This window comes from Tabrizicola flagellatus, from assembly GCF_008271465.1.
In the GTDB taxonomy this organism is placed as follows: domain Bacteria; phylum Pseudomonadota; class Alphaproteobacteria; order Rhodobacterales; family Rhodobacteraceae; genus Tabrizicola; species Tabrizicola flagellata.
The window spans coordinates 61,395-88,010 of record NZ_VMDU01000012.1 but is presented as its reverse complement, the minus strand read 5'-3'; the positions used below and the strand labels follow the sequence as shown (position 1 = coordinate 88,010).

General features: G+C 67.8%; 22 protein-coding genes, 1 tRNA gene and 1 pseudogene. 15 read left to right on the top strand and 9 right to left on the bottom strand.

Annotation, left to right across the window (positions count from 1 at the left end; translation table 11 throughout):
- The first annotated feature begins 102 nt into the window (after positions 1–102).
- Together FL625_RS14365 and FL625_RS14360 are read left to right on the top strand one after the other, a co-directional pair.
- The gene (locus FL625_RS14365) at positions 103–474 is read left to right on the top strand and encodes a hypothetical protein (RefSeq protein ID WP_149589368.1); all 372 of its coding nucleotides are present in this window, start codon (positions 103–105) and stop codon (positions 472–474) included.
- 95 nt (positions 475–569) lie between these two features.
- Positions 570–1,874, top strand: coding sequence for a UDP-glucose dehydrogenase family protein (locus tag FL625_RS14360; RefSeq protein WP_149589367.1), 1,305 nt, complete (start codon positions 570–572; stop codon positions 1,872–1,874).
- Here the strand turns inward: FL625_RS14360 and FL625_RS14355 are convergent.
- The 4 genes from FL625_RS14355 to FL625_RS14340 form a co-directional block, all read right to left on the bottom strand.
- Positions 1,871–3,235: a sigma-54-dependent transcriptional regulator gene (locus FL625_RS14355; RefSeq protein ID WP_200833953.1), complete on the bottom strand. Its 1,365-nt coding sequence runs from the start codon at positions 3,233–3,235 to the stop codon at positions 1,871–1,873. The two genes, FL625_RS14360 and FL625_RS14355, sit on opposite strands and share 4 nt — an antisense overlap.
- 62 nt (positions 3,236–3,297) lie before the next feature.
- Positions 3,298–3,816, bottom strand: a complete 519-nt coding sequence (locus FL625_RS14350) for a hypothetical protein (protein ID WP_149589365.1) — start codon at positions 3,814–3,816, stop codon at positions 3,298–3,300.
- Between the two features lie 86 nt (positions 3,817–3,902).
- Positions 3,903–5,789 (bottom strand): propionyl-CoA synthetase, encoded by a 1,887-nt coding sequence (locus tag FL625_RS14345; protein ID WP_149589364.1) that lies wholly within the window; start codon positions 5,787–5,789, stop codon positions 3,903–3,905.
- A gap of 260 nt (positions 5,790–6,049) precedes the next feature.
- Positions 6,050–8,329 (bottom strand): NADP-dependent malic enzyme, encoded by a 2,280-nt coding sequence (locus FL625_RS14340; protein ID WP_149589363.1) that lies wholly within the window; start codon positions 8,327–8,329, stop codon positions 6,050–6,052.
- Positions 8,330–8,457: 128 nt separating this feature from the next.
- Between FL625_RS14340 and FL625_RS14335 the strand changes: the two genes are divergently transcribed.
- The 7 genes and pseudogenes from FL625_RS14335 (at position 8,458) to FL625_RS14305 (ending at position 14,840) form a co-directional block, all read left to right on the top strand.
- On the top strand, positions 8,458–9,540 hold the full coding sequence (locus FL625_RS14335) for a cupin domain-containing protein (RefSeq protein ID WP_149589362.1): 1,083 nt from the start codon (positions 8,458–8,460) through the stop codon (positions 9,538–9,540).
- A gap of 107 nt (positions 9,541–9,647) precedes the next feature.
- Positions 9,648–10,067, top strand: a pseudogene (locus FL625_RS14330) (cytidine deaminase); the annotation flags it as partial.
- Positions 10,064–11,374, top strand: a complete 1,311-nt coding sequence (locus FL625_RS14325; RefSeq protein WP_149589360.1) for a thymidine phosphorylase — start codon at positions 10,064–10,066, stop codon at positions 11,372–11,374. The pseudogene FL625_RS14330 and the gene FL625_RS14325, both read left to right, overlap by 4 nt.
- A 1-nt stretch (position 11,375) precedes the next feature.
- On the top strand, positions 11,376–12,584 hold the full coding sequence (locus tag FL625_RS14320; RefSeq protein WP_149589359.1) for a phosphopentomutase: 1,209 nt from the start codon (positions 11,376–11,378) through the stop codon (positions 12,582–12,584).
- 66 nt (positions 12,585–12,650) lie between these two features.
- Positions 12,651–13,634, top strand: coding sequence for an adenosine deaminase (locus tag FL625_RS14315; RefSeq protein WP_200833952.1), 984 nt, complete (start codon positions 12,651–12,653; stop codon positions 13,632–13,634).
- A 1-nt stretch (position 13,635) separates the two neighbouring features.
- Entirely contained in the window at positions 13,636–14,268 is a 633-nt protein-coding gene (gene upp / locus FL625_RS14310) for a uracil phosphoribosyltransferase (protein WP_149589358.1), read from the top strand.
- Complete coding sequence (locus tag FL625_RS14305) at positions 14,268–14,840, top strand: SPOR domain-containing protein (RefSeq protein WP_149589357.1); 573 nt, start codon at positions 14,268–14,270, stop codon at positions 14,838–14,840. The genes upp and FL625_RS14305 overlap by 1 nt, the downstream gene beginning before the upstream one ends.
- Positions 14,841–14,886: 46 nt before the next feature.
- Here FL625_RS14305 and FL625_RS14300 read toward each other — a convergent pair whose 3' ends face one another.
- The gene (locus FL625_RS14300) at positions 14,887–15,909 is read right to left on the bottom strand and encodes a hypothetical protein (protein ID WP_149589356.1); all 1,023 of its coding nucleotides are present in this window, start codon (positions 15,907–15,909) and stop codon (positions 14,887–14,889) included.
- Positions 15,910–16,094: 185 nt separating this feature from the next.
- Here FL625_RS14300 and FL625_RS14295 point away from each other — a divergent pair, with 185 nt between their 5' ends.
- Positions 16,095–17,042, top strand: coding sequence for a DMT family transporter (locus FL625_RS14295; protein WP_149589355.1), 948 nt, complete (start codon positions 16,095–16,097; stop codon positions 17,040–17,042).
- On the opposite strand, the gene FL625_RS14290 is transcribed toward FL625_RS14295, so the two are convergent.
- A complete protein-coding gene (locus FL625_RS14290) occupies positions 17,003–17,593 on the bottom strand; it encodes a thymidine kinase (RefSeq protein ID WP_149589354.1) in 591 nt (196 codons plus the stop codon). The two genes, FL625_RS14295 and FL625_RS14290, sit on opposite strands and share 40 nt — an antisense overlap.
- A gap of 371 nt (positions 17,594–17,964) precedes the next feature.
- Between FL625_RS14290 and FL625_RS14285 the strand changes: the two genes are divergently transcribed.
- Entirely contained in the window at positions 17,965–18,417 is a 453-nt protein-coding gene (locus tag FL625_RS14285) for a hypothetical protein (protein ID WP_435532710.1), read from the top strand.
- Positions 18,418–18,495: 78 nt separating this feature from the next.
- Here the strand turns inward: FL625_RS14285 and FL625_RS14280 are convergent, their stop codons facing one another.
- Complete coding sequence (locus tag FL625_RS14280; RefSeq protein WP_149589353.1) at positions 18,496–19,845, bottom strand: DEAD/DEAH box helicase; 1,350 nt, start codon at positions 19,843–19,845, stop codon at positions 18,496–18,498.
- A 342-nt stretch (positions 19,846–20,187) separates the two neighbouring features.
- On the opposite strand from FL625_RS14280, the gene FL625_RS14275 reads away from it, so the two are divergent.
- Complete coding sequence (locus FL625_RS14275; protein WP_160147785.1) at positions 20,188–21,285, top strand: efflux RND transporter periplasmic adaptor subunit; 1,098 nt, start codon at positions 20,188–20,190, stop codon at positions 21,283–21,285.
- The gene (locus tag FL625_RS14270; RefSeq protein WP_149589351.1) at positions 21,282–24,431 is read left to right on the top strand and encodes an efflux RND transporter permease subunit; all 3,150 of its coding nucleotides are present in this window, start codon (positions 21,282–21,284) and stop codon (positions 24,429–24,431) included. Before FL625_RS14275 ends, FL625_RS14270 begins: the two co-directional genes overlap by 4 nt.
- A 116-nt stretch (positions 24,432–24,547) precedes the next feature.
- Here the strand turns inward: FL625_RS14270 and FL625_RS14265 are convergent.
- Positions 24,548–24,623, bottom strand: a tRNA-Ala gene (locus FL625_RS14265).
- Between the two features lie 103 nt (positions 24,624–24,726).
- Entirely contained in the window at positions 24,727–25,062 is a 336-nt protein-coding gene (locus tag FL625_RS14260) for a TIGR02300 family protein (protein ID WP_149589350.1), read from the bottom strand.
- Between the two features lie 124 nt (positions 25,063–25,186).
- On the opposite strand from FL625_RS14260, the gene FL625_RS14255 reads away from it, so the two are divergent.
- A complete protein-coding gene (locus FL625_RS14255) occupies positions 25,187–25,879 on the top strand; it encodes a M48 family metallopeptidase (RefSeq protein ID WP_149589349.1) in 693 nt (230 codons plus the stop codon).
- Positions 25,880–25,910: 31 nt separating this feature from the next.
- The gene (locus tag FL625_RS14250) at positions 25,911–26,558 is read left to right on the top strand and encodes a GntR family transcriptional regulator (RefSeq protein WP_149589348.1); all 648 of its coding nucleotides are present in this window, start codon (positions 25,911–25,913) and stop codon (positions 26,556–26,558) included.
- Positions 26,559–26,616 lie beyond the last annotated feature (58 nt).

The window sequence follows — 26,616 nt, the reverse complement described above, 5'->3', positions numbered from 1 at the left end:
CTACGCAACTTCTGGCGCCCAACGGATACATCAGCGTTGGCGGCACCTCGTCCGTAATCGGGTTTGCCACCATGAGCCTCTACATCGAAAGCGACCACTGACATGACCCTGCACGTCCTGTTCACCGAAGACGGCACTCCCGGCTGGATCGGCGATACCCCGCGCGCCGGCAGCGAACCGATCGAGGGTCTGACGATCGAGTTCCTGGCCGCGCATCGCCGGACCGCTCGCGGAAAATGGGTGGCGCGCGCCCCGGCGGCACCCGAGGCGCCAACGCCGGAAGCGGAGGCCGAGGCCGCCGAGGCGGAGTATCAGGCAGCCTTGCAGCAGCGCAGCGACGCGGTGCGCGAGGCGCTGAGCATCGAGGCGGACCCGCAGTTCTTTCGCTGGCAGCGCGGCGAAGCTTCGCGCGAGGACTGGCTGGCGGCGGTGGCGCGGGTCAAGGCCCGGTTCCCCAGACCCGAGCGGGTCTGAGCCTCGGCGGGCCGGCCCGCAGGCCACCGGTCCGGGGATTTGACACCCCGGGGCGTGCTGCATAGACATGCGCCCATGTTGGAAAGGGTATTGTCATGCGCATCGCGATGATCGGGACGGGATATGTCGGGCTGGTCTCGGGCGCGTGCTTTTCGGATTTCGGGCACGAGGTGATCTGCGTCGACCGCGACGCGGGCAAGATCGAACGGCTGAACCGCGGCGAAGTGCCGATCTTCGAGCCGGGGCTCGAGGCGCTGATCGCCAAGAACGCGGGGGCCGGACGGTTGAGCTTCACGACCGACCTCGCCGCCGCGGTGGATGGCGCCGAAGCGGTGTTCATCGCCGTGGGCACGCCCACGCGCCGCGGCGATGGCCATGCCGACCTGACCTTTGTCATGGCAGCGGCCGCCGAGATCGGGCGGGCGCTGACGGGATATGCGGTGGTGGTCACCAAGTCCACCGTGCCGGTCGGCACCAATCGCAAGGTGGCCGAGGCGATCCGCGCGGCCAACCCGGCGGCGGAGTTCGATGTCGCCTCGAACCCGGAATTCCTGCGCGAGGGCGCGGCGATCGACGATTTCATGCATCCCGACCGCGTGGTGGTCGGCGTCGAGACCCCGAAGGCGCGCAAGGTGATGGCCGAACTCTACCGGCCGCTGTCCCTGCGCGAGTTCCCGATGGTGTATACCGGGCTCGAAAGCGCCGAGCTGATCAAGTATGCGGCGAACGCCTTCCTGGCCACCAAGATCACCTTCATCAACGAGATCGCCGCCCTGTGCGAGAGGGTGGGTGCCGACGTCAAGACCGTGGCCAAGGGCATCGGCATGGACGGGCGCATCGGCGACAAGTTCCTGCACGCCGGCCCCGGCTATGGCGGCAGCTGTTTTCCCAAGGACACCAAGGCTCTGGCCCGGATCGGGCAGGATCATGCCGTGCCGATGCAGATCGTCGAGACCGTCATCAAGGTCAACGAGGAGGTGAAGCGGCGGATGATCGACAAGATCGTCGATCTCTGCGGCGGCTCGGTCCGCGACAAGACGATCGCCGTCCTCGGTGTCACCTTCAAGCCCAACACCGACGACATGCGCGAGGCGCCCTCGCTGACCATCGTCCCGGCGCTGGTGGGCGGGGGTGCGAAGGTCCGGGTCAGCGATCCGCAGGGCCGGCACGAAGGCGAAGCGCTGCTGCCCGGGGTCAAGTGGATCGACAACCCCTATCAGGCCGCCAACGAGGCCGATCTGGTCGTACTTCTGACCGAATGGAACGAGTTCCGCGGTCTCGACCTGGCGAAGCTGGCCCGCAAGATGGCCACGCCGCAAATGGCCGACCTGCGCAACATCTACGACCCGGTCGAGGTGCGCGCGGCAGGCTTCACGGCCTATGTCGGCGTCGGCCGCTAGCTGGCCTTCGCGTTCCAGGCCTCGATCTTGCGGTAAAGCGTCGAGGGCGAGACATCCAGCACCCGCGCGGCCTTGGGAATCGAGCCACCATGCAGCGCCAGCGTCGCCTCGATCAGGCGGCGTTCGGCCTCGGCGAGCGGCAGGCCGAGAAGGCTGTCGGCGCTGAGTGCCTCTGGAGCAGCCATCGGCACCGGCAGCGGTTCGGGGTCGCGCCCTTCCTCTGCCAGGCCGGGCGGAAGCATGTCGGGCGTGACCCAGCCGCCCTCGTTCAGCACCACCACGTTGCGCATGACGTTCAGCAACTGGCGGACATTCCCGGGCCACGGCAGCGACTGCATGAGCGCGCGGGTCTCGGGCGCGAGGCCGTGAAAGGTGCGTCCCTCTTCCTGGGCGAAGCGGGCCAGCGCGGCCTCGGCGATCTCGATCACGTCCTGCCCGCGTTCGCGCAGCGGCGGCATGTGGATCGGCACGACGTAGAGCCGGTAATAGAGGTCCTCGCGGAAATGACCGCGACGGACGGCGTCCAGCGGGTCGCGGTTGGTGGCGCAGACAATGCGGACATTCACCTTGCGCGGCCGCGTCGCGCCCACGGGCTGAACGGTCGAGGTTTGCAGGAAGCGCAGGAGCTTGGTCTGCAAGGCCGGCGCCATCTCGCAGATCTCGTCCAGGAAGAGCGTTCCGCCATCGGCCGCCTGGGCGGCGCCCTGCTTGTCGGAGATGGCACCTGTGAAGCTGCCCTTCATGTGGCCGAACACCTCGGATTCCAGCAGGTCCTGCGGGATCGCGCCGCAGTTGAGCGCGATGAAGGGGCCATTGGCGCGGTTGGAATTGGCGTGGACGGCAAGGGCGCAAAGTTCCTTGCCGGTTCCGCTTTCGCCGGTGATGAACACGGTTGCCATCGATCGCGCGACCGAGCCGATGGTCAGGTGGATGCGCTTCATCGCATCGGACGAACCGATGAAGCCCGAGTTTTCCGCGACTTCGGCCGGGTCGCGGCTGCGCGTGGCGACCTGTGGGTCGGCCTTTCCGGTTTCGCGCAGGTTCGCCTCGGCCAGGGCATTCTGAACGACGGACAGGAAGCGCCCCTCGTCGAAGGGCTTGACCAGGAAGTCGTGCGCGCCGGCGCGCATCGCCTCGACCGCGCGGCTGACCGAGCCGTTGGCGGTGATCGCGATCACCCGGGTTTCCGGCTGGATCGCCTGGATGTCACGCATCAATTCCAGCCCGTCGCGGTCGGGAAGGATCAGGTCAAGCAGCACGACCATCGGCCGATGCACCCGGAACTGTTGCAGTCCGTCATCGGCCGTGCCCGCAACGGCCACCCGGTGCCCGGCGGTGGCCAGGATCGAGCGATAGACCATTTGCAGGGACAATGTGTCCTCGACCAGAAGGACGGATGGCCGGGAAAGGGAGGTGACGGGTTTCACGCGGCAGACCCTTCGGGCGGCTTGGTGGATCGAATCAGGCGGATCAGCACGGCAAGTTCGCCCGCAAGCGGCGGCATCAGCCGGTCGAGCGCACCGTGGTCCCGGGCATGTGCTATGGCGTTCAGGCTTTCTGCCATCTCCTGCAACGAAATCGCACCGACCGACCCGGACAGGGAGATCAGCACATGGCTACCCTCGCGCAATGCCTTCCAGTCAAGATCGCCCGCACCCTTGGCCAGCTTGGCCTCGGTGGTGGTCAGGTCTTCGGTCAGGCGCGCCAGCAACTCGGCAGCAAGCTCGGGTCCCGTGATCTGCAAGAGGTGGTGCAGCCGCGTGGCATCGAACTGTTTCAGTCCCGAGGCAAGCGGGGGGGGCGAGTCGGCGAGGCGCACCATCGTCTCTTCGATCAACTGAAGCGCAGCCTGCTCGTCTGACGTGGTCAGGAACGGTCGCACCGCCGCCACCGCCTGATACAGCCCGGACAGGGCCTCCAGCTTGCCGGACGGTGGCGTCATCCGAGAATCGTCCCGAAATGCGACGGATTTCTTTGCATAATGCAAAGATTGCCGCAGATCCGGGGCTCTGTCCAGCGCGTTTCGCGTCAGCCGCGCGCGAGGCCGAGCGATTGCAACGCCTGGGTGATCTCATCCAGGATGGCCGGGTCGTCGATGGTGGCGGGCATCTTCCAGGGCTGGCCGTCGGCGATCTTGACCATGGTGCCGCGCAGGATCTTGCCGGATCGGGTCTTGGGCAGGCGGTCCACCACGACGGCGCGCTTGAAGTCGGCGACAGGGCCGATCTGGTCGCGCACCAGTTGCACGCATTCCTTCACCACCTCGTCATGCGGGCGGTTGGAGCCCTTGTTGAGGCAGAGGAAGCCCAGCGGCGACTGGCCCTTCAGCTCGTCGGCGACCCCGATCACGGCACATTCGGCCACGTCCTTGTGGCTGGCGAGGACTTCCTCCATCGCGCCGGTGGACAGGCGGTGGCCGGCGACGTTGATGACGTCATCGGTGCGGGCCATGATGTAGAGATAGCCGTCCGCGTCGACATAGCCCGCGTCGCCGGTCTCGTAATAGCCGGGGAAGTGGTTGAGGTAGGACTTGCGGAACCGGTCCTCGGCGTTCCAGAGGGTTGGCAGGGTGCCGGGGGGGAGCGGCAGCTTGATCGCGATGGCGCCGAGCGTGCCGGGTGAGACCGGGTGGCCGCCTTCGTCGAGGACCTGCACGTCGAAGCCGGGCATGGGGACGGATGGCGAGCCGATCTTGACCGGCAGATGTTCGATCCCGAGGGGATTGGCGGCGATGGCATAGCCGGTTTCGGTCTGCCACCAGTGGTCGATCACCGGGACCTTGAGATGGGTCTGCGCCCAGTGGATCGTATCGGGGTCGGCGCGTTCGCCCGCCAGGTAGAGCGCCTGGAGCGTGGGCAGCGGCGGGACGAGCTTGCCGTCCGGGTCGTCGCGCTTGATGGCGCGAAGGGCGGTCGGGGCGGTGAAGAAGCTGCGGACCTTGTGTTCGTTGATGACGCGCCAGAAGGCGGCGGCGTCGGGGGTGCCGACGGGTTTGCCTTCGTAGACGACGGTGGTGCAACCGGCGATCAGCGGGCCATAGCAGATGTAGCTGTGGCCGACGACCCAGCCCACGTCCGAGGCGGCCCAGAACACGTCGCCCGCGCCGCAGTTGTAGATCGCGCGCATGGTCCAGTTGAGGGCCACGAGGTGCCCGGCGGTGGGGCGGACCACGCCCTTGGGCGCTCCGGTGGTGCCGGAGGTGTAGAGGATGTAGGCCGGGTGATTGCCCGCGACGGGCACGCAATCGGCCGGTTCCACGCCATACTGGAACTCGTGCCAGGCGACATCGCGGCCGGGGGTGAGTTTCGCCACCTCCTGCTCGCGCTGGAAGATCACGCAGAAGTCGGGCTTGTGGGTGGCCTGGTCGATGGCGGCGTCGAGGAGAGGTTTGTAGTGGACCACGCGGGAAGGCTCGATCCCGCAGGAGGCGGCGATGATCGCCTTGGGGGTGCAGTCGTCGATGCGGACGGCGAGTTCATGCGCCGCGAAACCGCCGAAGACGACGGAATGGATCGCGCCCAGCCGGGCGCAGGCGAGCATCGCCTCCAGAGCCTCGGGGACCATGGGCATGTAGATGATGACGCGGTCGCCCTTTTCGATGCCGCGGGCCTTCAGCGCCCCTGCGAGGCGGGCGACGCGGTCCCGGAGCTCGGCGTAGGTGATGACGTGCTTGGTGCCGGTGACCGGGCTGTCGTGGATGATCGCCGGCTGCTTGCCGCGGCCGGCGATGACGTGGCGGTCCACGGCGTTCCAGCAGGTGTTCACCTCGGCATCGGTGAACCATTCGTAGAGGGGGGCGCGGTCGGCATTGAGGGCTTTCGTCGGCTTCCTCACCCAGTCGATGCCCCCTGCGGCGGTCAGCCAGAAGCCCTCCGGATCCTGCTGCCACTGACCGTAGACCTGTGCGTAGCTCATCGCGATCTCCCCCCGCTGATGCACTGACGGGTTCGTATGCGAATGGATGCCTGTCACGCAACGGTGTTACCGTTAGCGGGGTGCGGCAGATTTGCAGAATTTGCGATTGATCGGGACAAATATTTGCAAACCGACCAAAGCTTGCAAAGCGGTCTGGCATCCCTGCGTACGATTTGCAAAAGGCGGCGGAGTTTTCGAAAACTCCGCACCGGAGCCTTTGAAGGCTCCGGTCCGATTTCTTCGAAGAAATCGGCCCTGACTCAGCCGTAATGCGCCACGGGCGTCCCGGCGATGGCGGACATGTTCAGAAGGCCGCGCGCGGTGATGGCGGGGGTCACCACATGCGCCTTGTTGCCCATGCCCATCAGGATCGGGCCGACCTCCAGCCCCCCGGCCTTGACCTTCAGGATGTTGCGCACGCCCGAAGCGACCTCGGAGGAGGCGAAGACCAGCACGTTGGCCGCCCCATCATAGCGCGAGTTGGGCAGGAGGCGGTCGCGGATCGACTGGTCCAGCGCGGCGTCGATGTTCATCTCGCCCTCGTAGGCGAAATCGGGTTCGCGCAGGTCCAGAAGCTCGAGCGCGTCGCGCATCCGGCGGGCCGAGGCATTGTCCATGTTGCCGAACTGGCTTTGCGTGCAGAGCGCGATCTTCGGCGTCAGGCCGAAGCGGCGGACATGCCGCGCGGCGCCGATCACGGTTTCCATGATCTGCTGCGGCGTGGGCTCGGGATGCACATGGGTGTCGGCGATGAAGAGCGGGCCATCCTCGAGGATCATCATCGATAGCGCGGCCACCGGGTGCAGCCCGCCCCGCGCGAGGATCTGACGGACATAGCCGAGGTGCCAGTTGAACTGGCCGAAGGTGCCGCAGATCATGCTGTCGGCTTCCTCGCGATGCACCATGATCGCGGCGATGGCGGTGGTATTGGTGCGCATCACGGCGCGGGCGATGTCGGGCGTCACCCCGCGCCGGGCCATCAGGTCGTGATAGGCGCCCCAGTAGTCGCGGTAGCGGTGGTCGTTCTCCGGGTTCACCAGATGGAAGTCGCGGCCCGGCCGGATCGGCAGGCCATAGCGTTCGCAGCGCGCCTCGATCACCTCGGGCCGGCCGATCAGGATCGGGACCTCGGTGGTTTCCTCGAGGATCGCATTGGCCGCGCGCAGCACCCGCTCGTCCTCGCCTTCGGCAAAGACGATCCGGCGCGAGGCAGTGCGGGCGGCCTCGAACACCGGGCGCATCAGGAGCGCCGACTTGAAGACCGAGCCGTCGAGCTTGCGCTTGTAGGCGTCGAGGTCGGCGATGGGGCGGGTGGCAACGCCGGTTTCCATGGCCGCACGCGCGACGGCCGAGGCGACGGTGCCGATCAGGCGCGGATCGAAGGGTTTCGGGATCAGGTAGTCGGCGCCGAAGGCCAGCGTCTCGCCCCGGTAGGCGGCGGCGGCCTCGGCCGAGGTGGTGGCGCGGGCCAGCGCGGCGATGCCCTCGATGCAGGCCAGTTCCATCTCGTCGTTGATCGTGGTGGCGCCGACATCAAGCGCGCCGCGGAAGATGAAGGGGAAGCAGAGGACGTTGTTGACCTGGTTCGGGAAGTCCGACCGCCCGGTGGCGATGATCGCGCCGGGGGCGACCTTGCGCGCCTCGTCGGGCAGGATTTCGGGCGTGGGGTTCGCCAGTGCGAAGATGATCGGGTTCGGCGCCATCTTCGCCACCATCTCGGGCGTCAGCACCCCGGGGCCGGAGAGGCCGAGGAAGAGATCGGCGCCGTCGATCACGTCGGACAGGGTGGCAGGCGTGGTGCCTTGCGCGAAGGCGGCCTTCTGCGGCGTCATCTGCGCCTCGCGCCCGTGATAGACCAGCCCCTCCAGGTCGCAGAGCCAGACGTTCTCGCGCCTCACCCCCAGCTTGACCAGCATCTCCAGGCAGGCGATCCCCGCCGCGCCGCCGCCGGTGGAGACGACCTTGATCTCGCCGAAGCTCTTGCCCGCGACGATCATCGCGTTGGTCGCCGCCGCGCCCACCACGATCGCGGTGCCGTGCTGGTCGTCGTGGAAGACCGGGATGTTCATCCGCTCGCGGCAGAGCTTCTCGACGATGAAGCAGTCGGGGGCCTTGATGTCCTCAAGGTTGACCGCGCCGAAGGAAGGTTCCAGCGCGCAGACGATCTCGGCGAGCTTGACCGGGTCGGGTTCGTTCACCTCGATGTCGAAGCAGTCGATGTTGGCGAATTTCTTGAAGAGGACGGCCTTGCCTTCCATGACGGGTTTGGAGGCCAACGCGCCGATGTTGCCAAGGCCGAGGACCGCGGTGCCGTTCGAGATGACAGCGACGAGGTTGCCCCGCGAGGTGTAGCGGCTGGCCGTCGCCGGGTCGGCCTTGATTTCCAGGCAGGCCTCGGCCACGCCGGGGGAATAGGCGCGGGCGAGGTCGCGGCCGTTGGCAAGGGGCTTTGTCGCGCGGATTTCCAGTTTTCCCGGTTTGGGAAACTCGTGGTAATCCAGCGCCGCCTGCCGCGCGTTGTCGTTCCTGGCCTCGTCCATCAACCCCTCCCGCAAAACTGGTTCAGCGTTGAACCAGTATTTCCAGACCGCCAAGTTGCGGCTTTCCGCAGCCGGCTTGCAAATCGGCCTGGCGCCGATCACCATGGCGCCATAGCACGGGGAATGCCATGACGGAAACACGCGCGGAAGTTCGGCTGCCGACGAAAGAGCTTCGCGAGGATCTGCCGTTCTACACGAAGACTCTCGGGTTCAGGCTGGACATGATCTTTCCCGCCGACAACCCCGAGGTGGCGGTGCTGTCCGGCCACGGGCTGCGGCTGCGCATCCAGAAGGGGGCACCCGAAAGCCCCGGCACGCTGCGCATCCTGACGGACGATCCGGGCTTTGCCGGGGGGGCGAAGGAGCTGGTCGCTCCGAACGGCACGCGGGTCGAGATCGACGAGTTGAACCCTCCGGTGGTCACGCCCGCGACCGAGCACGCCTTCGTGGTGCGCCGCCTGGCCGACCAGGCGCCCTGGGTGATCGGGCGGGCGGGGATGGAATATCGCGACCTGATCCCGACGCGGCTTGGCGGGGCGATGATCGCCAGCCACATCCGCGTGCCGGATGGTCCGGTGCCGGACATGGTGCACTTCCACAAGGTCGGCTTCCAGCTGATCTTCTGCGTCGCGGGCTGGGTGGACGTGCTGTATGAGGATCAGGGCGACGTGCGCCGCATCCATGCCGGCGACTGCTTCATCCAGCCGCCGGGCATCCGTCACAAGGTGCTGCATTCCGAAGGCGTGCAGGTGGTGGAGATCGGGGTGCCCGCGGAACACGTCACCGAGATCGACCACGAGATGACCCTGCCGACCCCGCATTACCGGCCCGAGCGGGAATGGGAGGGGCAGCGTTTCGTCCACGACATCGGGGCGGAGGGCGTGTTCCGTCCCTTCCGCATCCCGGGCTTCGAGGCCCGCGACACCACGATCATGGCGGCGACGAAGGGCGTGGCTTCGGTGATGGTGGCCCGGCCCACGGGAAAGCCGACGCCCTGGACGGTGCATGAGGGCGACATACTGTTCACCTTCGTGATGCGGGGCGGCATGGTGCTGGAGGGCGAGGGGAAGGAGCCCTGCCGGCTGGAACCGGGCGACGCCTTCGTGATTCCGCCCGGGATGGCCACGCGCTACGCCGATCCGACGCCCGACCTGGAACTGCTGGAAGTGACGCTGCCGGGTAACCCGATAACGCGGGTGGTGCAGCGTTAGCACCTCCTCCCGCGCCTTCGGCGCGTCGTCGGGAACGGCGAGGAGAAGCCGAAGGCGCACGAGGAGCAGAGCCCGCTTGCGGAAATCGTGGCGCCGCCGCACACTCTGACCAAATGGTCAAACAGGGGGTGGCGATGACGCTGAAGGAGGCTGCGACGGCCGTGCGAGAGAGGGCCTATGCGCCATATTCGCGCTTCAAGGTGGGCGCGGCGCTGCGCGCGACCAGCGGCGCCGTGCATGTCGGCTGCAATGTCGAGAACGTGGCCTATCCGGAAGGCACCTGCGCCGAGGCGGGCGCCATCGCCGCGATGATCGCTGCCGGCGACAGCCGGATCGCCGAGGTCTGTGTGATCGCCGACAGCCCCGAGCCCGTGCCCCCCTGCGGCGGCTGCCGGCAGAAGATCGCCGAATTCGCCGCACCCGAGGTGAGGGTCACGCTCTGCACCACGGATGGCAAGGAGAAGGTCATGACCGTGGCCGAGCTTTTGCCGGGCCTGTTCACCGCCGCGCACATGGAGCGGACATGACCGATGCGCGCGCCGTCATCGCAGCGATCCGCGACGGCCGGCAGATCTCGGCCGAGGAGCTGCGCTGGTTCGCGGCCGGCTTGGCCTCTGGCGAGGTCACCGATGCGCAGGCCGGCGCCTTCGCCATGGCGGTCCTGCTGAAGGGCCTGGGCGAGGAGGGCCGCGTCGCCCTGACGAAGGGCATGCGCGACAGCGGCAAGGTCCTCGCCTGGGACCTGCCCGGCCCGGTGGTGGACAAGCATTCGACCGGGGGGATCGGCGATTGCACCTCGCTGCTCCTTGCACCCGCGCTGGCGGTCTGCGGCGCCTATGTGCCGATGATCTCGGGCCGGGGTCTTGGCCATACCGGGGGCACGCTGGACAAGCTGGAGGCGATCCCGGGCTTTCGCACCGGCCTGTCCGAGGCCGCGCTGCGCCGGCAGATGGCCGAGGTGCATTGCGCGATCGTCGCCGCCTCGGCCGATCTCGCTCCGGCGGACAAGCGGCTTTACGCGATCCGCGACGTGTCGGGGACGGTGGAGTCGATCGACCTGATCACCGCCTCGATCCTGTCGAAGAAGCTGGCAGCGGGGCTTGAGGCGCTGGTGCTGGACGTGAAATGCGGCAGCGGCGCCTTCATGAAGACGGCCGAGCAGGCCGAGGCGCTGGCCCGCGCGCTGGTGACGACGGCGCAGGGCGCGGGCTGCATGACCTCGGCGCTGATCACCGACATGTCGCAGCCGCTCGCGACGGCGGCGGGCAATGCGCTGGAGGTGATCGAGGTAATGGAGACGCTGACCGGCACCTCGGTCAATGCGGCGCTGTGGGATGTGACCGTGGCGCTGGGCGGCGAGGCGCTGGCGCTGGCGGGGCTGGCCGGCGATGCCGAGGACGGGGCCGGACGCATCGCACAGGCCCTAGAGTCCGGCGCTGCGGCCGAGGTCTTCGGCCGCATGGTTTTGGCACAGGGAGGGCCGGCAGACTTTGTCGACCGCTGGCCGGACCGGCTGCCCTCGGCCCCGGTGATGCTGGAGGTGCCGGCCCCCGCCAACGGCTATGTCGCCGCAATCGACGGTGAGGCGCTGGGCCTGGCGGTGGTCCATCTGGGCGGCGGACGCCTGCGCGAGGGGGACCGGGTCAACCCCTCGGTCGGCCTGTCGGACCTGGCCGGGATCGGCGAGGAAGCGGGCGCAGGCGTGCCGTTGGCCATGGTGCATGCGGTGACCGAGGAGGCGGCCCGCGCGGCGGTCGAGGCGGTGCAGGCGGCCTATGTCATCGCGTCGGATCCGCCGGAGGAACCGCCACTGGTGCAGAAGAGGATCGGCTGAGATGGCACAGGGGCAAGGACGCGCCTTCCTGATCGTGATGGATTCCGTGGGCTGCGGCGGGGCGCCGGATGCGGCGGCCTTCGACGACGAAGGTGCGAACACGCTGGGCCATATCGCGGTTGCCTGCGCCGAGGGGCGGGCCGAGACGGGGCGCAGCGGCCCCCTGCGGATGCCGAACCTCGACCGGCTGGGCCTCGGGGCGGCGATCCGGCTGGCCTCGGGCGCGGCGACGCCGGGGCTCGACGCGGTGCCCGAGGGGCTGTGGGGCGCGGCGGAGGAGGTGTCGAAGGGCAAGGACACACCCTCGGGGCACTGGGAGCTGGCCGGCGTGCCGGTGCCCTGGGACTGGACCTATTTCCCCGACACGGTGCCCGCCTTCCCCGACGACATCGTGGCCGAGGTCTGCCGGCTGGCCGGGACCGAGGGCATCCTCGGCAACTGCCATGCCTCGGGGGTGCCGATCATCGCCGAACATTGCGAGGAACACCTGCGCACCGGCTGGCCGATCTGCTATACCTCGGCCGACAGCGTGTTCCAGATCGCCGCGCATGAAGAGGCCTTCGGGCTGGAGCGGCTTCTGAAACTGTGTGCCGACCTCGCGCCGATGCTGCACGCCCGCAAGGTCGGCCGGGTGATCGCGCGGCCCTTCACCGGGACCTGCGGGGATTTCAGGCGCACCGCGAACCGCAAGGATTTCGCCATCGCGCCGCCCTCGCCCACGCTTCTGGACTGGGTGTCGGGCGCGGGGCGGGCGACCCATGCCATCGGCAAGATCGGCGACATCTTCTCGATGCGGGGGATCGGCAAGCTGCACAAGGGCAAGTCGGACTCTGACCTTTTCGAACATCTGGTGCGACTGGGCGCTGAGGCGGAGCCCGGTTCCTTGACCTTCGCGAACTTCGTGGAGTTCGATACGCTTTATGGCCATCCGCGCGACGTGTCGGGCTATGCGCGCGCGCTGGAGTGGTTCGATGCCCAGGTGCCGCGTTTCCTGGCCAACCTGCGGCCCGGCGACCTGGCGATCTTCACCGCCGATCATGGCAACGATCCGACCTGGCGCGGCACCGAACACACGCGCGAGCGGGTGCCGGTGGTAGGCTGGGGCGCGGTCGAGCGCGGGGTGGGTCTGTGCGGGTTCGTCGATGTCGGGGCAAGCGTGGCGGCGCATCTGGGTGTCGCCGCGCAAGGGCCGGGGCGGAGTTTCCTGTGACCTCTGTCGGTCCGGGGGCCAGCCCCCGGACCCCCGGGATATTTGCAGACAGATGAAATCAGGGAGTTGTTCGTGAGCGGATTGCCGAAGGTCGAATTGCATCTGCATCTGGAAGGCGCGGCGCCGCCAGCCTTCATCCGGGGGCTGGCGAAGGAAAAGCATCTGGACATATCCGGCATCTTCGATGCAGCCGGGAACTACCGCTACCGGGACTTCTGGGACTTCCTGAAGGTCTATGAGGCGGCGACCTCGGCCCTGCAGACGCCCGAGGACTATGCGCGGCTGACGCGGGCGGTGCTGGAGGAATCGGCGGAGTCCGGCGTGGTCTATTCCGAAACCTTCCTGTCGCCCGATTTCTGCGGCGGGCGCGATGTCGGCGCCTGGCGGGAATACCTGCACGCAATGCGCGAGGCGGCGGATCAGGCCGAGCGCGACATGGGGATTTGCCTGCGCGGGATCGTCACCTGCATCCGGCATTTCGGCCCCGAAAAGGCGCGCGAGACGGCGATCTGCGCGGCCGAGACGGCGGGCGACTGGATCGTCGGGTTCGGCATCGCGGGGGACGAGAAGGTGGGGGCGCCGAAGGACTTCCGCTGGGCTTTCGACTGCGCGCGCGAGGCCGGGCTGCGGCTGACGGCGCATGCCGGGGAATGGGGCGGGCCTGCGAGCGTGCGGGACGCGGTGCGCGATCTGGGGGTGGAGCGGATCGGGCACGGGGTGCGGGCGATCGAGGACCTGGCGCTGGTCGATGAACTGGCGGAGAAGGGCATCGTGCTGGAGGTCTGCCCGGGGTCGAACGTGGCGCTGGGCATCTATCCGACCTTCCGCGACCATCCGATCAACGAGCTGGACCGGCGCGGGGTGAAGGTCACCATATCGACCGACGATCCGCCCTTCTTCCACACCACCATGGCGCGGGAATACGAAGAGCTGCACCGCGCCTTCGACTGGGACGAGGGGCAATTCCGGCGGATTGCCCGCCAGTCGCTTGACGCGGCCTTTTGCGACGGGGATACCAAGGCGAGGATCGGAAAGCTCTTGGAGGCCTGAAATGCTGGATCATCTGACCGTCGTCAGTCACCCGTTGGTCCAGCACAAGCTGACCCTGATGCGCGAGAAGGACACCTCGACCGCGAGCTTCCGCAAGCTTCTGCGCGAGATCAGCCTGCTGCTGGCCTATGAGGTCACGCGGGAGTTGCCGATGACGACCAAGCGGATCGAGACCCCGCTGGAGGAAATGGACGCGCCGATGATCGAGGGCAAGAAGCTGGCGCTGGTCTCGATCCTGCGGGCGGGCAATGGCCTTCTGGACGGGATCCTGGAGCTGATCCCTGCGGCGCGCGTGGGGTTCATCGGGCTTTACCGCGACCCCGAGACGCTGCAGCCGGTGCAGTATTACTGCAAGCTTCCCGAGCACATGGAGGACCGCATCGCCATCGTCGTCGATCCGATGCTGGCGACCGGCAATTCCAGCGCGGCGGCCGTGTCCCTGCTGAAACAGGCGGGGGCGAAGCAGATCCGCTTTCTCTGCCTTCTGGCCGCGCCCGAGGGGATCGCGCGGATGAAGGAGGCCCATCCCGACGTGCCGATCGTGACGGCGGCGGTGGACAGCCATCTGAACGACCACGGCTACATCGTGCCGGGCCTCGGCGATGCCGGGGACCGGATGTTCGGGACCAAGTGATGCGTGCGGTCGTGACGACGGCCGCCCTGATCGCGCTGGCCGCGCCTGCCCTGGCCCGTGACCCGATCCGACCGGCCGAAGTGCCGCCGCCGGATTATGCCGGCGAGCAATACGTCGATTCCAGGGGCTGCATGTTCGTGCGCGCGGGGACCGCCGCGCAAGTGGTCTGGGTTCCCCGGGTGAGCCGCGACGGGATGCCGTCCTGCGGCAATCCGCCGTCCGGGCGCCGGGTACCGGTGGCCGAGGAAATCGGCGTTCAACCCTATGCTCCCGGGCAAGCCGCATCTGCGGCGCCGGTGACAGCGGAAGCGGGAGACCCTGCCCCGGGCGGCGGTGACAGCGGCGGGTATTTCGTCGATGTCGGCCGTTTCGGAGATGCCGGGAATGCGGAACGGGCCGAGGCGAAGCTGATGTCCCTGGGTCATTCGGTGGTGCGGGGCAGGGTCCAAGGCGGCAGTTCGACCCTGATCACGGTCTTTGCCGGCCCGTTCCCGGATGCAGCGGCCGCAGAAAAAGCCCGCGCAGCCTTGCGAGACGCCGGGTTTCCCGACGCGGCCGTGATGGGGCGCTGACCGGCAACCCTCCGGACCGCGCGCCGCCGCGACCGGGACGGCCGGTCTAGGTGCCGCAGATTCCCTGCAAGGCCACCCAGGAGTCGTCGGGGATCAGCGGCGACGGTGCGAGCCCCTTGTAGGGGTCTGCGGCCAGAAGCCCGGCAGTTGCCTTGCCTTCCGGGTCGATCGCAAGGGCGTAGGGCGTCGCAGGGATCTGCGCGGCCTCGAAGGCGGCGAGAATCTGGGCATCCGGCACATCGACCGGTGCGGCCCGCAAGGCGGCTTCTCCGTAGCCGACGATGGCGTCGTCCGGCAGGGCGGCCGTGGTCAGAAGCGCCAGCGTCGCGCGCAGTCCGGCATGGTTCAGCAGGGGGATGATTGGATCGCGGGTCCGGGCGCGCAACCGCTCGACCAGGGCCGCCCCGGCCGCCGCCTCGGGGCCGTTCGCCTGTTCGATCAGCCGGCGCGGCAGCACGATCACGTCACCGGGCAGGTGCAGGGGCTGCTCGACCCCTTCGGGCATCACATAGAGGATCGGCGTGTCCACCGGGCCGAACACCCGCTCGGCCAGAGCCGCCAGTGCCTGAAGCCCCAGCCGGTTGTTGCAGTTCGCGCCCGTGACCCGCGCCAGGTCGTCCAGGGCGCGCTGGCCGATGTCGGCCCGCTGGGCTGCAGGCACCACCGAGGCGGTGTGCCGGACCAGGGCGCCCGGAAGCCAGAACACGGCAACCGCGACCACGGCCAGCGCCGTTGCAGCTAGGATCGCCCCCCGCAGCCGACCCGGCCGGGCGGTTGCCGCCTGGACGGCCTGGCGGACCGCGGCCAGCGCCTCGATCATGTCGGGATCGGTCAGTTCCAGGCTTTCGGCGGCGTCGGGGCCGGGGGCAAAGACCGGAGGCTCTTCGCCCCGGTTGATCCTTTCGATCGCGGGCAGGGACCAGTGGCTGATCGCGGTGCCGCTTTTCGGATCCGAGAGGACCAGCGTCGCGTCGCCGAAGCGCACCAGCACCTCGCGCCGCTGATCCTGCGGCGTCTCGCGCCACAGGCCGCCACATTCCAGCCTCTGATACTTCTTCAATGCCGTCATCGGCCGGGGGGTCTCTGCCTGTTTGGCGCAAGTCTATCCGGCCCCTGTGGCGGCGACAATCACCCTTACCGGACCTCCGTGCCGAAGGTGCATCCGCGACCGGGATTTGCCTTGCGGCGTCGCGTTCGGGCTGGAAGGGCCCGGAAAGCCCGGTCATTCAGGAGGAAACGAACCCGGGCAGGACCATGAACGCACCGCAGAACCGAACCCTGGCCGCCTTCGGTGCGGTGCTGGTCTATGCAACCGTGATCGCATTCACCGACAATTTCGTGCGGGTGATCGCCCGCGACGGGGGACTGTGGCAGTTCCACGCCACGCGCACCGCGATGGCCTTCGTCCTGCTGGCGCTGGCGGCGGTGCCGTTCGGGCTGAGGCTCTGGCCCAGACGCCCCGGTCCCGTGCTGGCCCGGTCCGCGATCCATGCGGCGGCGATGGTGATCTACTTCGGCGCGCTGGCCTTCCTGCCGGTAGCGCAGGTCGCGGCGGGCCTGTTCACCGCGCCGATCTTCGTTCTTCTGATCCAGCGGTTCCTCTATGGCCATCCGATCGACGCGCTTCAGGTCGTGGCCGTGTTCACCGGTTTTCTGGGCGTGGTGCTGGTGCTGGGCCCCGAGGCGATGACCGGAGCCACCATCGCGGCGCTGTTGCCGGTCATTTCGGGTGCGCTTTATGCCATGGGCAACATCGCCACGCGGGAATGGTGCGCGGGCGAGACGGCCGAGACGATCCTTGCGGGGTTCTTCGGCATGCTGGGGGTGATCGGGCTGCTGGGCATGGCGGTGCTGTGGCTGGTGCCGCTGCCGGTGGCCGAAGGCGCGGAGGGGTTCCTCTTGCGCGGGCCTGTCTGGCCGACGGGGGAGTTCCTGTGGTGGACCTTCGTGCAGGCCGCGGGTTCGCTTCTGGGCGTGGGGATGATCGTGAAGGCCTACCAGATCGCCGAGGCCTCGCGGGTGTCGGTCTTCGAATATGTGATCCTGCCCGCCTCGGCCGCCTGGGGGCTGATCCTGTGGGGCGAACGGCTGAGCTGGATCGCCATGGCCGGCATGGGCCTCATCGTGCTGGCCGGCGTGCTGATTGCCCGACCGGCGCCGGATCAGTCGCCCGCACGATCTTCCACGGCCTCGCGCCAGTGACGGCGGCAGAGGCTGACGTAGGTCTCGTTTCCGCCGATCACCACCTGTTCGCCTTCCTTCAGCGCCCGCCCGTCGGGACCGCGGCGGATGACCATGGTGGCCTTCTTGCCGCAATGGCAGATGGTGCGCACCTCGCGCATCTCGTCGGCCCAGGCGAGCAGGGCGGCCGAGCCGGGAAAGAGGTTGCCCTGGAAATCGACCCGCAGCCCGTAGCACATGATCGGCACACCGAGGTCATCCACCGCGCGGGCCAGCTGCCAGACCTGCGGCTTGGACAGGAACTGTGCCTCGTCGATGAAGACGCAGGCCACGGGACCGGTCGCAAGGCGCGACTTCAGCTTTTCGAACATGTCCTCGTCGGGCGAGAAGGTATCGGCCTCCTCGCCGATGCCGATGCGGCTGGCGATGCGGCCCTGGCCGGCGCGGTGGTCGAGGCGCGCGGTGATGAGGTAGGTCTGCATCCCGCCCTCGCGGTAGTTGTGCGAGGCTTGCAGCAGCGCGGTCGATTTCCCCGCGTTCATCGTCGAGTAGTGGAAATAGAGCTTGGCCATGGCGCGAAGCCCTAGCCGATGACCGGGCCGCGCTGCAAGACGCCACGCGCGACCCGGTTTACCGAAGGAAACCACCCAAGGGCGGGACCGCAGGCCCGGAACGAAACACACACACACACTCAAACGCGGAGCTGATCCGCCTACTGGTAAACACGGGCCCGCCGCGTTTCGTCGGCTCCGCCGTCACACCTTTGCAAGGGATGATGCGACGGGCCCCACCCTTGCCGATGCTGGGGACATCGGCCACTCGCTAACGTTCCGGATTGCCCGGAACCGCTTTATCCATGACAAAGCCTTCCCATCCGATTAATGGGAAAAAAATGACGGGTTTCCCCGGGGCTTGACGCCGGGGCAAGGCAGTGGAGTTGGTGATGTCGGTCGCGTCCTACCTGAAGAAGCACACCGAGGCGCTGGTCAAGGATGTGGGGATCGAGGCGGCCTGCGAGTTGACCGGCAAGTCCAAGGCGACGCTCGGTCGCTATTATTCCGACAGCGACGAACATGACGACCGGTTCATGCCGATCGACGTGGTGGCCGCGCTGGAAGGCGCGAGCCGCTTTCCGCATGTGACCGCCGCCCTGGCCGACCTGCGGGGCATCACGCTGTCCTATGACGGCGAGCGGCGCAATTCGACCAGCTCCGGGGTGAACCACGATGTCGTGGCCCTGGCGCAGCGGTTCGGGATCCTGATGGCGGAATACAACCAGGCCATCGGCGACGGAAAGATTTCCGTCAACGAGGCCAAGCGGCTTCTGCGTGAGACGCTGGCGATCCAGCAAGTGCTGTTGGAAATGAAGCTGAACCTCGAAGAAGAGGCGGGCTGAGGCGGTCAGGCGCGGCCAAGAATTTTCTCGAAAATTCTCGGCGATGTCCTGCCGCCGGGATCGGCCCGCCTGGCCGCCTTAGCGTGCGTCGCGGCGCGGGGCGAAGCTGCCGCCTTGCGGTTTCGCCGGGCGCTGGCCGCCGGGCTTGCCCTGGCCCTGGGGCCGACTCTGGCCGCCGGGCTTGGCCGGGCGTGCGCCCTGCGGCTTCGCCGTCAGCTTCTGGCCCTGGCGTCCGCCGTTGCCTTGCCTCTGCCCGCGATTCTGGCCCGGACGCGGGGCCGCCGCGACCACATCCGCCGCCCAGGGAGCGCCACCCACCACCGGCAGAGGCTTCTTCAGAAGCTTCTCGATGGCTTGCAGTTCCACCATCTCGGCGGGCGCACAGAAGCTGATCGAGGATCCCTCGGCCCCCGCCCGCGCGGTGCGGCCGATGCGGTGGACGTAGTTTTCCGGCACGTTCGGCATGTCGTAGTTGTAGACGTGGCGCACCGTCGGAATGTCGATCCCCCGCGCGGCGACATCGGTCGCGACCAGCACATCCAGTTCGCCCGCCCTGAATTCACCCAAGGTCCGGTCGCGCTGGTTCTGGCTCTTGTTGCCGTGGATCGAGCCGACGTTGAAGCCCCAGGAGGCCAGCAGCTTCGCGAGCTTCTCGGACCCGTGCTTGGTGCGGCCGAAGACCAGGGCCTGCTCGCCCGGGTGCTTCTTCAGATACTCTTCCAGAAGCTTTGCCTTGTCGCCGTTCGGGATGAAGTGGACGCCCTGGCTGATCCTGTCGGCGGGCTTGCCGGGCGGCGCGACCTGCACCTTGACCGGGTCGCGCAGGTAGGTGTCGGCGATCTCGCCGATGTCCTTGGGCATGGTGGCGCTGAACAGCAGCGTCTGGCGACGCAGCGGGATGTGCCTGGCGATCTTCCGCAAACTGTGGATGAAGCCCATGTCGAGCATGTGGTCGGCTTCGTCCAGCACCAGGTAGCCGCATTTCTCCAGGCTCACGTCGCCGCGTTCCAGGAGGTCGATCAGCCGGCCCGGAGTGGCGACCAGGACATCAGTCCCGCGCGACAGCGCCTGGGCCTGCTTGAACAGCGAAGCGCCGCCGACGACCATCGTCACCTTGACGGCGGTGCCCTTGGTGAAGACCTCGAAGTTGTCCTTGATCTGGCTGATGAGTTCCCGCGTCGGCGCGAGGATCAGCGCCCGGACGTGCTTCGGCCCCGGCGGGTGGCCGATGTCGAGCAGGCGGTGGAGGAGCGGCAGGCCGAAGGCCGCGGTCTTGCCGGTGCCGGTCTGGGCAAGGCCCATCAGGTCGCGACCCTGCATGATATGCGGGATCGCCTGCGCCTGGATCGGCGTGGGGGTCTTCAGCGTGGTCTTTTCCAGCGCCTTCAGGATTTTCGGCGACAGGCCGAGGTCGGCAAACGTGGTCATGGGTTCATCCATTCGTCAAAGGGCCCGCGACCCTCGCCCCGGACCAATGCCCGTGACCGTGCCGCGCGGCGGCGCCCCTGCGTGATGGTGGGAACCTTTCATCCGGGCCATACGGCGCCTCACGCGGGCGCTGGCTTCGGACAGAGGGGACATGGGGGCAATCGCGGCCCAAGTCAATGCCAAAGCGCTTGCACAAGCGGTCTGGACCTTGATACGCGCCGGGCGTATCACTTGCCGCACCAGCGTATCGGGTCTCTCGTCTTGCCCGGCGACCGTGCATTGCCGCGATCGCAGACCATAGAAGTTCCGTAGATTCAACCACTTGTCCGGATGCTGCCTGCCATGCCGAAATTTCATCGTATCGCCGCCATCTGCGTCCTGGTCGCCGCCGGAGCCTGGATTGCGACCGGAGAATTCTCTTCGGTCGGCAGCGCGCAGGTCGCCGAGGGTAAGGAAATCCCGACGCCCGAGACCCCGGTGCAGGACCCTGCGCCGCTGGTGCGCACCGTGGCAGCGGTCGAGCCGGCCTTTGTCGATCATGCCCGCGCCATCCGTCTGTCCGGCATCACCGAGGCCGACAAGCGCACCGATCTGGCCGCGCGGGCCGAGGGCGTGATTGCCGCGCTGGCCCTGACCAAGGGTGGCGTGGTCGCGGCGGGGCAGGTCGTCATGGAGCTGGAAGGCCCCGAGACGGTCGCACAGGAAGAGATCGCCCGCATCGCCCTGGCCCAGAAGGAACGCGACCTTGAAGTTGCGGAGCGGCTTTTCGAGGGCGGCAGCACGTCGGAGTCGAACCTGACCAATGCGCGCTCGGCGCGCGACGCGGCGCAGGCCGAACTGAATCGCGCCCGCGCTGCCGCCGACCGACTGCGGCTGAAGGCGCCCTTCGCCGGGGTTGTCGATACCGTGTCGGTGGAACTGGGCGAATGGGTGCAGACCGGGACGCCGGTTGCCACGATCCTGTCGCTGGACCCGATCCTGGTGAAGGCCGAGGTAAGTGAGGTCGATCTTGCGGCGGTCACGGTCGGTTCCACCGCCAAGGTCCGGTTGGTCAACGGGACCGAGATGGACGGGACCGTGCGGTTGGTGGCACGGGAAGCCTCGGCCCAGACGAGGACCTTCCCGGTCGAGATCGCCTTGCCGAACCCGCGCATGGCGCTGCCCTCGGGGATGACGGCGCAGGTCACGGTCTTTGCCGCGCCAGTCCGGGCCGTAGTGGTGCCCCGGTCGATCATTACCCTGTCGGACGAAGGCAAGCTTGGCCTGCGCGTGGTGGGCGACGACAACATCGCGCAATTCGCAGCCGTCACGATCATCGACGACACGCCCGAGGGCCTTGTAGTCACGGGCGTTCCCGAGGGCGTGCGGATCATTACCGCCGGGCAGGACCTGGTGCGCAACGGAGATACCGTAAAGGTCGCCGCGGGGATCGGCCAATGAGACTGGTCGAGACCGCCATTGCCAATGCCAGGCTGACGATCTCGGTCCTGCTGTTCCTGATGCTGGCCGGGGCGATGGCCTATGTCTCGATCCCCAAGGAGGCCGAGCCGGACATCCAGATCCCGATCCTCTACGTCAGCCTGCACTACGACGGCATCTCGCCCGAGGACAGCGAGCGGCTGCTTCTGCGCCCGATGGAGACGGCGCTGAAGTCGATCACCGGCATCAAGAAGATGACCTCGACCGCCTATCAGAACGGCGGCAACGTGGTGATCGAGTTCCAGGCCGGCGCCGACCTGAAGAAGGCGCTGGACGACGTGCGGACCAAGGTGGACCAGGCGCGGCCCGAGCTGCCTTCCGGCGCCGACGAGCCGACGGTCAACGAGGTCAACCTCTCCGAATTCCCGGTCCTGGTCATCACGCTGTCGGGCGACGTGCCGGAACGGGTGCTGGCGAAGGCCGGACGCGAGTTGCGGGACCGGATCGAGGAACTGCCCCCGGTGCTGAACGCCGAGCTTCAGGGCGTGCGCGACGATCTGGTCGAGGTAGTGATCGACCCCGGCAAGCTGGCGACCTACGGGCTGCGCCCGGACATCCTGATCGCGGGCTTTGCCGCCGGAAACCAGCTGGTCGCGGCGGGTGCGCTCCAGGGCGCCGAGGGGCGCTATGCGATCAAGGTGCCGTCGCTTCTGGAGACGATCGAGGACGTGGCCAACCTGCCGGTGGTGTCCACCGGGACGGCCACGGTCCGCGTGCGCGACATCGCCGACATCCTGCCCACGCTGAAGGAACCCGAGACGGTCACCCGCCTGAACGGCGCGCCGGCCATCGCCATCGAGGTGTCCAAGCGCACCGGCGCGAACCTGATCGAGACGGTGGACCAGGTAAAGGCCGTCACCGAGGCCTTCCGCAAGTTCCTGCCCGAGGGCACGGAGGTCACCTTCAGCCAGGACAAGTCGAAGGACATCCGGCAGTTGCTGTTCGATCTGCAGAACTCGGTCCTGACGGCCGTGATCCTGGTGTTCATCGTCATCCTGTATGCGCTTTCGGTGCGGGCCTCGATCCTGATCGGCCTGGCGATCCCGGCCTCGTTTCTGATGGGGATGCTGGCCCTGTCGCTGATGGGCTACACGGTGAACATCGTCGTCCTGTTCAGCCTGATCCTGGCGGTCGGGATGCTGGTCGATGACGCGATCATCGTCACCGAATATGCCGAGCGCCGGATGACCGAGGGGATGGAAAAGCGCGAGGCCTTCGCGCTGGCCTCGCACCGGATGACCGGCCCGGTGGTGGCAGCGACGATGACGCGGGTCGCGGCCTTCTCGCCGCTCCTGTTCTGGCCCGGCATCGTCGGCGAGTTCATGAAATACCTGCCGATCACGCTGATCGTCACGCTGTCGGCCTCGCTGGTCTATGCGCTGATCTTCGTTCCGACCCTGGGCGCGATCATCGCCAAGCCGTTCAAGCACCCGCCCCAGCACAGGGACGGGCCTTACATGTGGGTTGCCGGCAAGGCGGTGCGGCATCCCTGGATCATGCTTTTCCTGGCCGTCGCGCTCCTGGTCTCGGTCCCCTATGCCTATGCGAAATACGGCAAGGGCGTGATCTTCTTTCCGGACGTGGAGCCCGAGTATGGCCTTCTCTACGTCAAGGCACGGGGGAACCTGTCCATTGCCGAGAAGGACGCGCTGGTCGCGCAGGCCGAGGCGCGTATCCTGGGCTGGCCGGGGATCGAGACGGTCTATACCCGCACCGGCGCAGGCGGCGGGATGGGCAACGAGGTCGATGCCGACGTGATCGGCGTGATCCAGTACGAATTCGTCGACTGGCGCGAACGGAAGAACGCCAATGCCATCCTCGCCGACCTGCGGCAGGCGATGGTGGGAATTCCGGGCGTGGACATCCAGGTCTCGGTCCCGCAGGCCGGCCCGCCGACCGGCAAGGCGATCCAGATCCAGCTGTCCGCCGACGACCCGACTCACCTGAACGAGGTCGCGGTGCAGGTGGCGGCGAGATTGGCGCAGGTGCCGGACGTGATCGACATCTCGAACGGCCTGCCGCCCCCCGGCGTGGACTGGGAGCTTCAGGTCGACCGCGCGGCCGCCTCGCGCTATGGCATCGCGCCCTCGACCGTGGGGGCGATGGTCCAACTGGTGACGGGGGGCCTCAAGCTGTCGGACTACCGCCCGGCGGGGGCGGACGACGCGGTGGACATCGTGCTGCGCCTGCCGGCCGACCAGCGGACCATTTCGGCGCTGGACCAGCTGCGTATCCAGACCGCGGAAGGCTCGGTCCCGATCTCGAACTTCGTCACCCGCAGCGCCGCCCCGACGACCGGCACGCTGACCCGGCTTGACGGGTCGAGGACCGTCACCGTGCAGGCCGGCATCCGCGAGGGGGTGCAGGCCGACGCGGTCTATGCGCAGATCACCAGGGAGATGGAGGCCGCGGGGCTGGACCAGTACGGCATCCGCTGGAAACTGGCCGGCGAGGATGCCGAGCAGGCCGAGGCCGGGGCCTTCCTCTCAAAGGCCTTCGCGGCGGCGATCTTCCTGATCTTCGTCGTGTTGCTGGCGCAGTTCAACAGCTTTACCCTGGTCGGGCTGGTGCTGTCGGCGGTGGTGATGTCCACCATCGGCGTGCTTCTGGGCCTGATGATCATGGGGCAGCCCTTCACCATGGTGATGACCGGCATCGGAATCATCGCGCTGGCGGGCGTCGTGGTGAACAACAACATCGTGCTGATCGACACCTACGACACGCTCCGCCGCGAGGGGAAGCCGAAGATCGAGGCGATCCTCCAGACCTGCCGCGAACGCGCCCGCCCCGTGGTCCTGACGGCGCTGACCGCGATCCTGGGGGTGCTGCCCATCGCCTTCGGCCTGAACCTGGAACTGCTCAGCCACGAGGTCACCATCGGCGCACCCTCGACCCAGTGGTGGATCGCGCTGTCGTCGGCCATCGTCTATGGCCTGGCCTTTGCCACGGTGCTGACGCTGATCATCATCCCGTCGCTCCTCATGCTGGTGACGCGGGCCGACCATCCGAAGCCCTGGTTCTGGCAGCGCGAGAAGCGCCGCGCCTGGTATGCCGAGCATCGGCCGGAAAAGCTGCGGGGCAGGGGCCGCGCGCAGCCGGCGGAATAGGTCTTTCGGTGCATCCCGGCCCCGGCCGTGCCGCGCGCAGGTTCGGAGTCATCCGTGCGACAAAGGAGAGGAAATGAAAAAGGGACGGCAATGCCGTCCCGCTTTCAGTCTCTTGTTGGTGGAGCCAGGGGGAATCGAACCCCCGACCTCTTGAATGCCATTCAAGCGCTCTCCCATCTGAGCTATGACCCCACCGGAGAGAAGCATCGCACCGTTTCCGCCGCGATGCCGGCTATCTAGGACAGGTCGCCGGGGGCCGCAAGGGGAAAATCGCCCCTTTTCCCGGCGCCCGATGTCAGACTTCCTCCTCGTCGCCCGGCACGTCCGCCAGGTCGTCGAGCGAAACGTTGTCGTCGGCATCGTCTTCCAGAAGATCGTCATCCATCTCGGCGTCGTCGGCGACGGCGCCTTCCAGCAGGACGTCTTCGGCTTCCAGATCCTCGACCAGAACGTCGTCATCCTTTTCGGGAACAGCGCGCGAGATGACCGAGGCGGCCATCTTGCGGCGGACAGATTCGATGTCCACGATCTCGCCCGTGTAGGGGCTGACGATCGGGGTCTTGTTGAGGTCGTAGAAGCGTTTGCCGGTCGTCGGGCAGATGCGCTTCGTGCCCCATTCTGCTTTGGGCATGGTGGTCCCTTCGGGTAGTGGGTCAGCAGGAAAATTGCCGCTTGCCACAGGTGCAGGCGACTGTCAAAGCCTTTTGTGTGCCGTGCGAAGTGGCTATGGTCGCGGCAGGTTTCAAGGGGTTTTCATGGCCGTCCTGCCCGGTTCTCCGCCCGTCGAGGTGCATCTAAGGCGTTCGGCCCGGGCACGCAGGTTCTCGCTGCGCGTGTCGCGGCTGGACGGCAAGGTCACGCTCTCGATGCCGTTGCGCGCGCGCGAGGGTGAGGCGCTGGCCTTCCTGAAGGGCCACGAGGGCTGGCTGCGCAAGACGCTGGAGGCGATGCCCGGCTCGACACCGCAGCGTGTGGGGTTGGGGGCGCGGCTGCCGGTCCAGGGACAGGAACTGACGATCCTGCCGGGAACCGGGCGGCGCATCCGCGTGGAGGGCGAGACGCTGCTGGTCCCGGGTGATCCGACGAGCGTCGGTCCGCGCGTCGCAGCCTGGCTGAAGGTCCTGGCCCGCGACCGGCTGGCGGAGGCGTCCGCCCGCCATGCCGCCGCGGTGGACCGCCGCTTCAGCGCCATTGCGCTGCGGGATACAAGGTCGCGCTGGGGGTCCTGCTCGCCGGACGGTCGTCTGATGTATTCCTGGCGCCTGATCATGGCCCCGCCCACGGTGCTGGACTATGTTGCCGCGCATGAAGTGGCGCATCTGGTGGAGCTGAACCACTCGCCGGCCTATTGGGCGGTGGTGTCCCGCATCTGCCCGGACTGGAAACGGCAGCGTGCCTGGCTGCATGACCAGGGCCAGACGCTGCACCGCCTGCGCTTTCAGGATTGACCGGGCCCGGACCGGGGTGTTCCCTTCGCGCATGGTGACGCCCCGCCCCCCCGATCCGAACGCCGCCGCGCATGAACGGCTCTATCGCACCCTGCGCCAGCAGGTGATGCACGGCGAGCTTGATGCCGGCCAGGCCCTGACGCTGCGTGGCCTCGGCAAGCAGTTCGGCGTCTCGATGACGCCAGCGCGCGAGGCGGTGCGGCGGCTGGTCGCCGAAGGGGCGCTGACGTTGTCGTCCTCGGGACGCATCTCGACGCCGGAACTCACGCCCGAGCGGATCGAGGAACTGGCGGCGATCCGGGCGCTGCTGGAGCCGGAGATGGCCGCCCGCGCGCTGCCGCGCGCCCATTTCGCGCTGATCGAGCGGTTGACGGCGATCAACATGGCCAATGCGGAAGCCGCCGTCAAAGGCGACGCGGTTGCCTATGTCCGCACGAACCTGGAGTTTCACCGAACGCTTTACCTGCGCGCCCAGTCGCCCGCGATGCTGGCCCTGTGCGAGACGGTCTGGCTGCAACTGGGGCCGACGATGCGGGCGGTCTATGCGCGGCTGAAGCGGCGGGAGCCTCCGATGCACCACCGGGCGATCCTGGCGGCCCTGAAGGCGGGGGATGAGCCGGGCCTGCGGCTGGCGGTGCGAACCGACGTCACCCAGGGGCTGCGGCATCTGACTGGATAGCCGCCGGAGCCCACCCGGGTTGCATCCCCCAGCCGCGGCGCATGACCCGGTGATCGCG

Bases quoted from the DNA above. Each gene is read 5' to 3' on its own strand.
- FL625_RS14365 (WP_149589368.1), top strand. From the start codon at position 103: ATGACCCTGCACGTCCTGTTCACCGAAGACGGCACTCCCGGCTGGATC.
- FL625_RS14360 (WP_149589367.1), top strand. From the start codon at position 570: ATGCGCATCGCGATGATCGGGACGGGATATGTCGGGCTGGTCTCGGGC.
- FL625_RS14355 (WP_200833953.1), bottom strand. From the start codon at position 3,235: ATGGTCTATCGCTCGATCCTGGCCACCGCCGGGCACCGGGTGGCCGTT.
- FL625_RS14350 (WP_149589365.1), bottom strand. From the start codon at position 3,816: ATGACGCCACCGTCCGGCAAGCTGGAGGCCCTGTCCGGGCTGTATCAG.
- FL625_RS14345 (WP_149589364.1), bottom strand. From the start codon at position 5,789: ATGAGCTACGCACAGGTCTACGGTCAGTGGCAGCAGGATCCGGAGGGC.
- FL625_RS14340 (WP_149589363.1), bottom strand. From the start codon at position 8,329: ATGGACGAGGCCAGGAACGACAACGCGCGGCAGGCGGCGCTGGATTAC.
- FL625_RS14335 (WP_149589362.1), top strand. From the start codon at position 8,458: ATGACGGAAACACGCGCGGAAGTTCGGCTGCCGACGAAAGAGCTTCGC.
- FL625_RS14325 (WP_149589360.1), top strand. From the start codon at position 10,064: ATGACCGATGCGCGCGCCGTCATCGCAGCGATCCGCGACGGCCGGCAG.
- FL625_RS14320 (WP_149589359.1), top strand. From the start codon at position 11,376: ATGGCACAGGGGCAAGGACGCGCCTTCCTGATCGTGATGGATTCCGTG.
- upp (WP_149589358.1), top strand. From the start codon at position 13,636: ATGCTGGATCATCTGACCGTCGTCAGTCACCCGTTGGTCCAGCACAAG.
- FL625_RS14305 (WP_149589357.1), top strand. From the start codon at position 14,268: ATGCGTGCGGTCGTGACGACGGCCGCCCTGATCGCGCTGGCCGCGCCT.
- FL625_RS14300 (WP_149589356.1), bottom strand. From the start codon at position 15,909: ATGACGGCATTGAAGAAGTATCAGAGGCTGGAATGTGGCGGCCTGTGG.
- FL625_RS14295 (WP_149589355.1), top strand. From the start codon at position 16,095: ATGAACGCACCGCAGAACCGAACCCTGGCCGCCTTCGGTGCGGTGCTG.
- FL625_RS14290 (WP_149589354.1), bottom strand. From the start codon at position 17,593: ATGGCCAAGCTCTATTTCCACTACTCGACGATGAACGCGGGGAAATCG.
- FL625_RS14285 (WP_435532710.1), top strand. From the start codon at position 17,965: ATGTCGGTCGCGTCCTACCTGAAGAAGCACACCGAGGCGCTGGTCAAG.
- FL625_RS14280 (WP_149589353.1), bottom strand. From the start codon at position 19,845: ATGACCACGTTTGCCGACCTCGGCCTGTCGCCGAAAATCCTGAAGGCG.
- FL625_RS14275 (WP_160147785.1), top strand. From the start codon at position 20,188: ATGCCGAAATTTCATCGTATCGCCGCCATCTGCGTCCTGGTCGCCGCC.
- FL625_RS14270 (WP_149589351.1), top strand. From the start codon at position 21,282: ATGAGACTGGTCGAGACCGCCATTGCCAATGCCAGGCTGACGATCTCG.
- FL625_RS14260 (WP_149589350.1), bottom strand. From the start codon at position 25,062: ATGCCCAAAGCAGAATGGGGCACGAAGCGCATCTGCCCGACGACCGGC.
- FL625_RS14255 (WP_149589349.1), top strand. From the start codon at position 25,187: ATGGCCGTCCTGCCCGGTTCTCCGCCCGTCGAGGTGCATCTAAGGCGT.
- FL625_RS14250 (WP_149589348.1), top strand. From the start codon at position 25,911: ATGGTGACGCCCCGCCCCCCCGATCCGAACGCCGCCGCGCATGAACGG.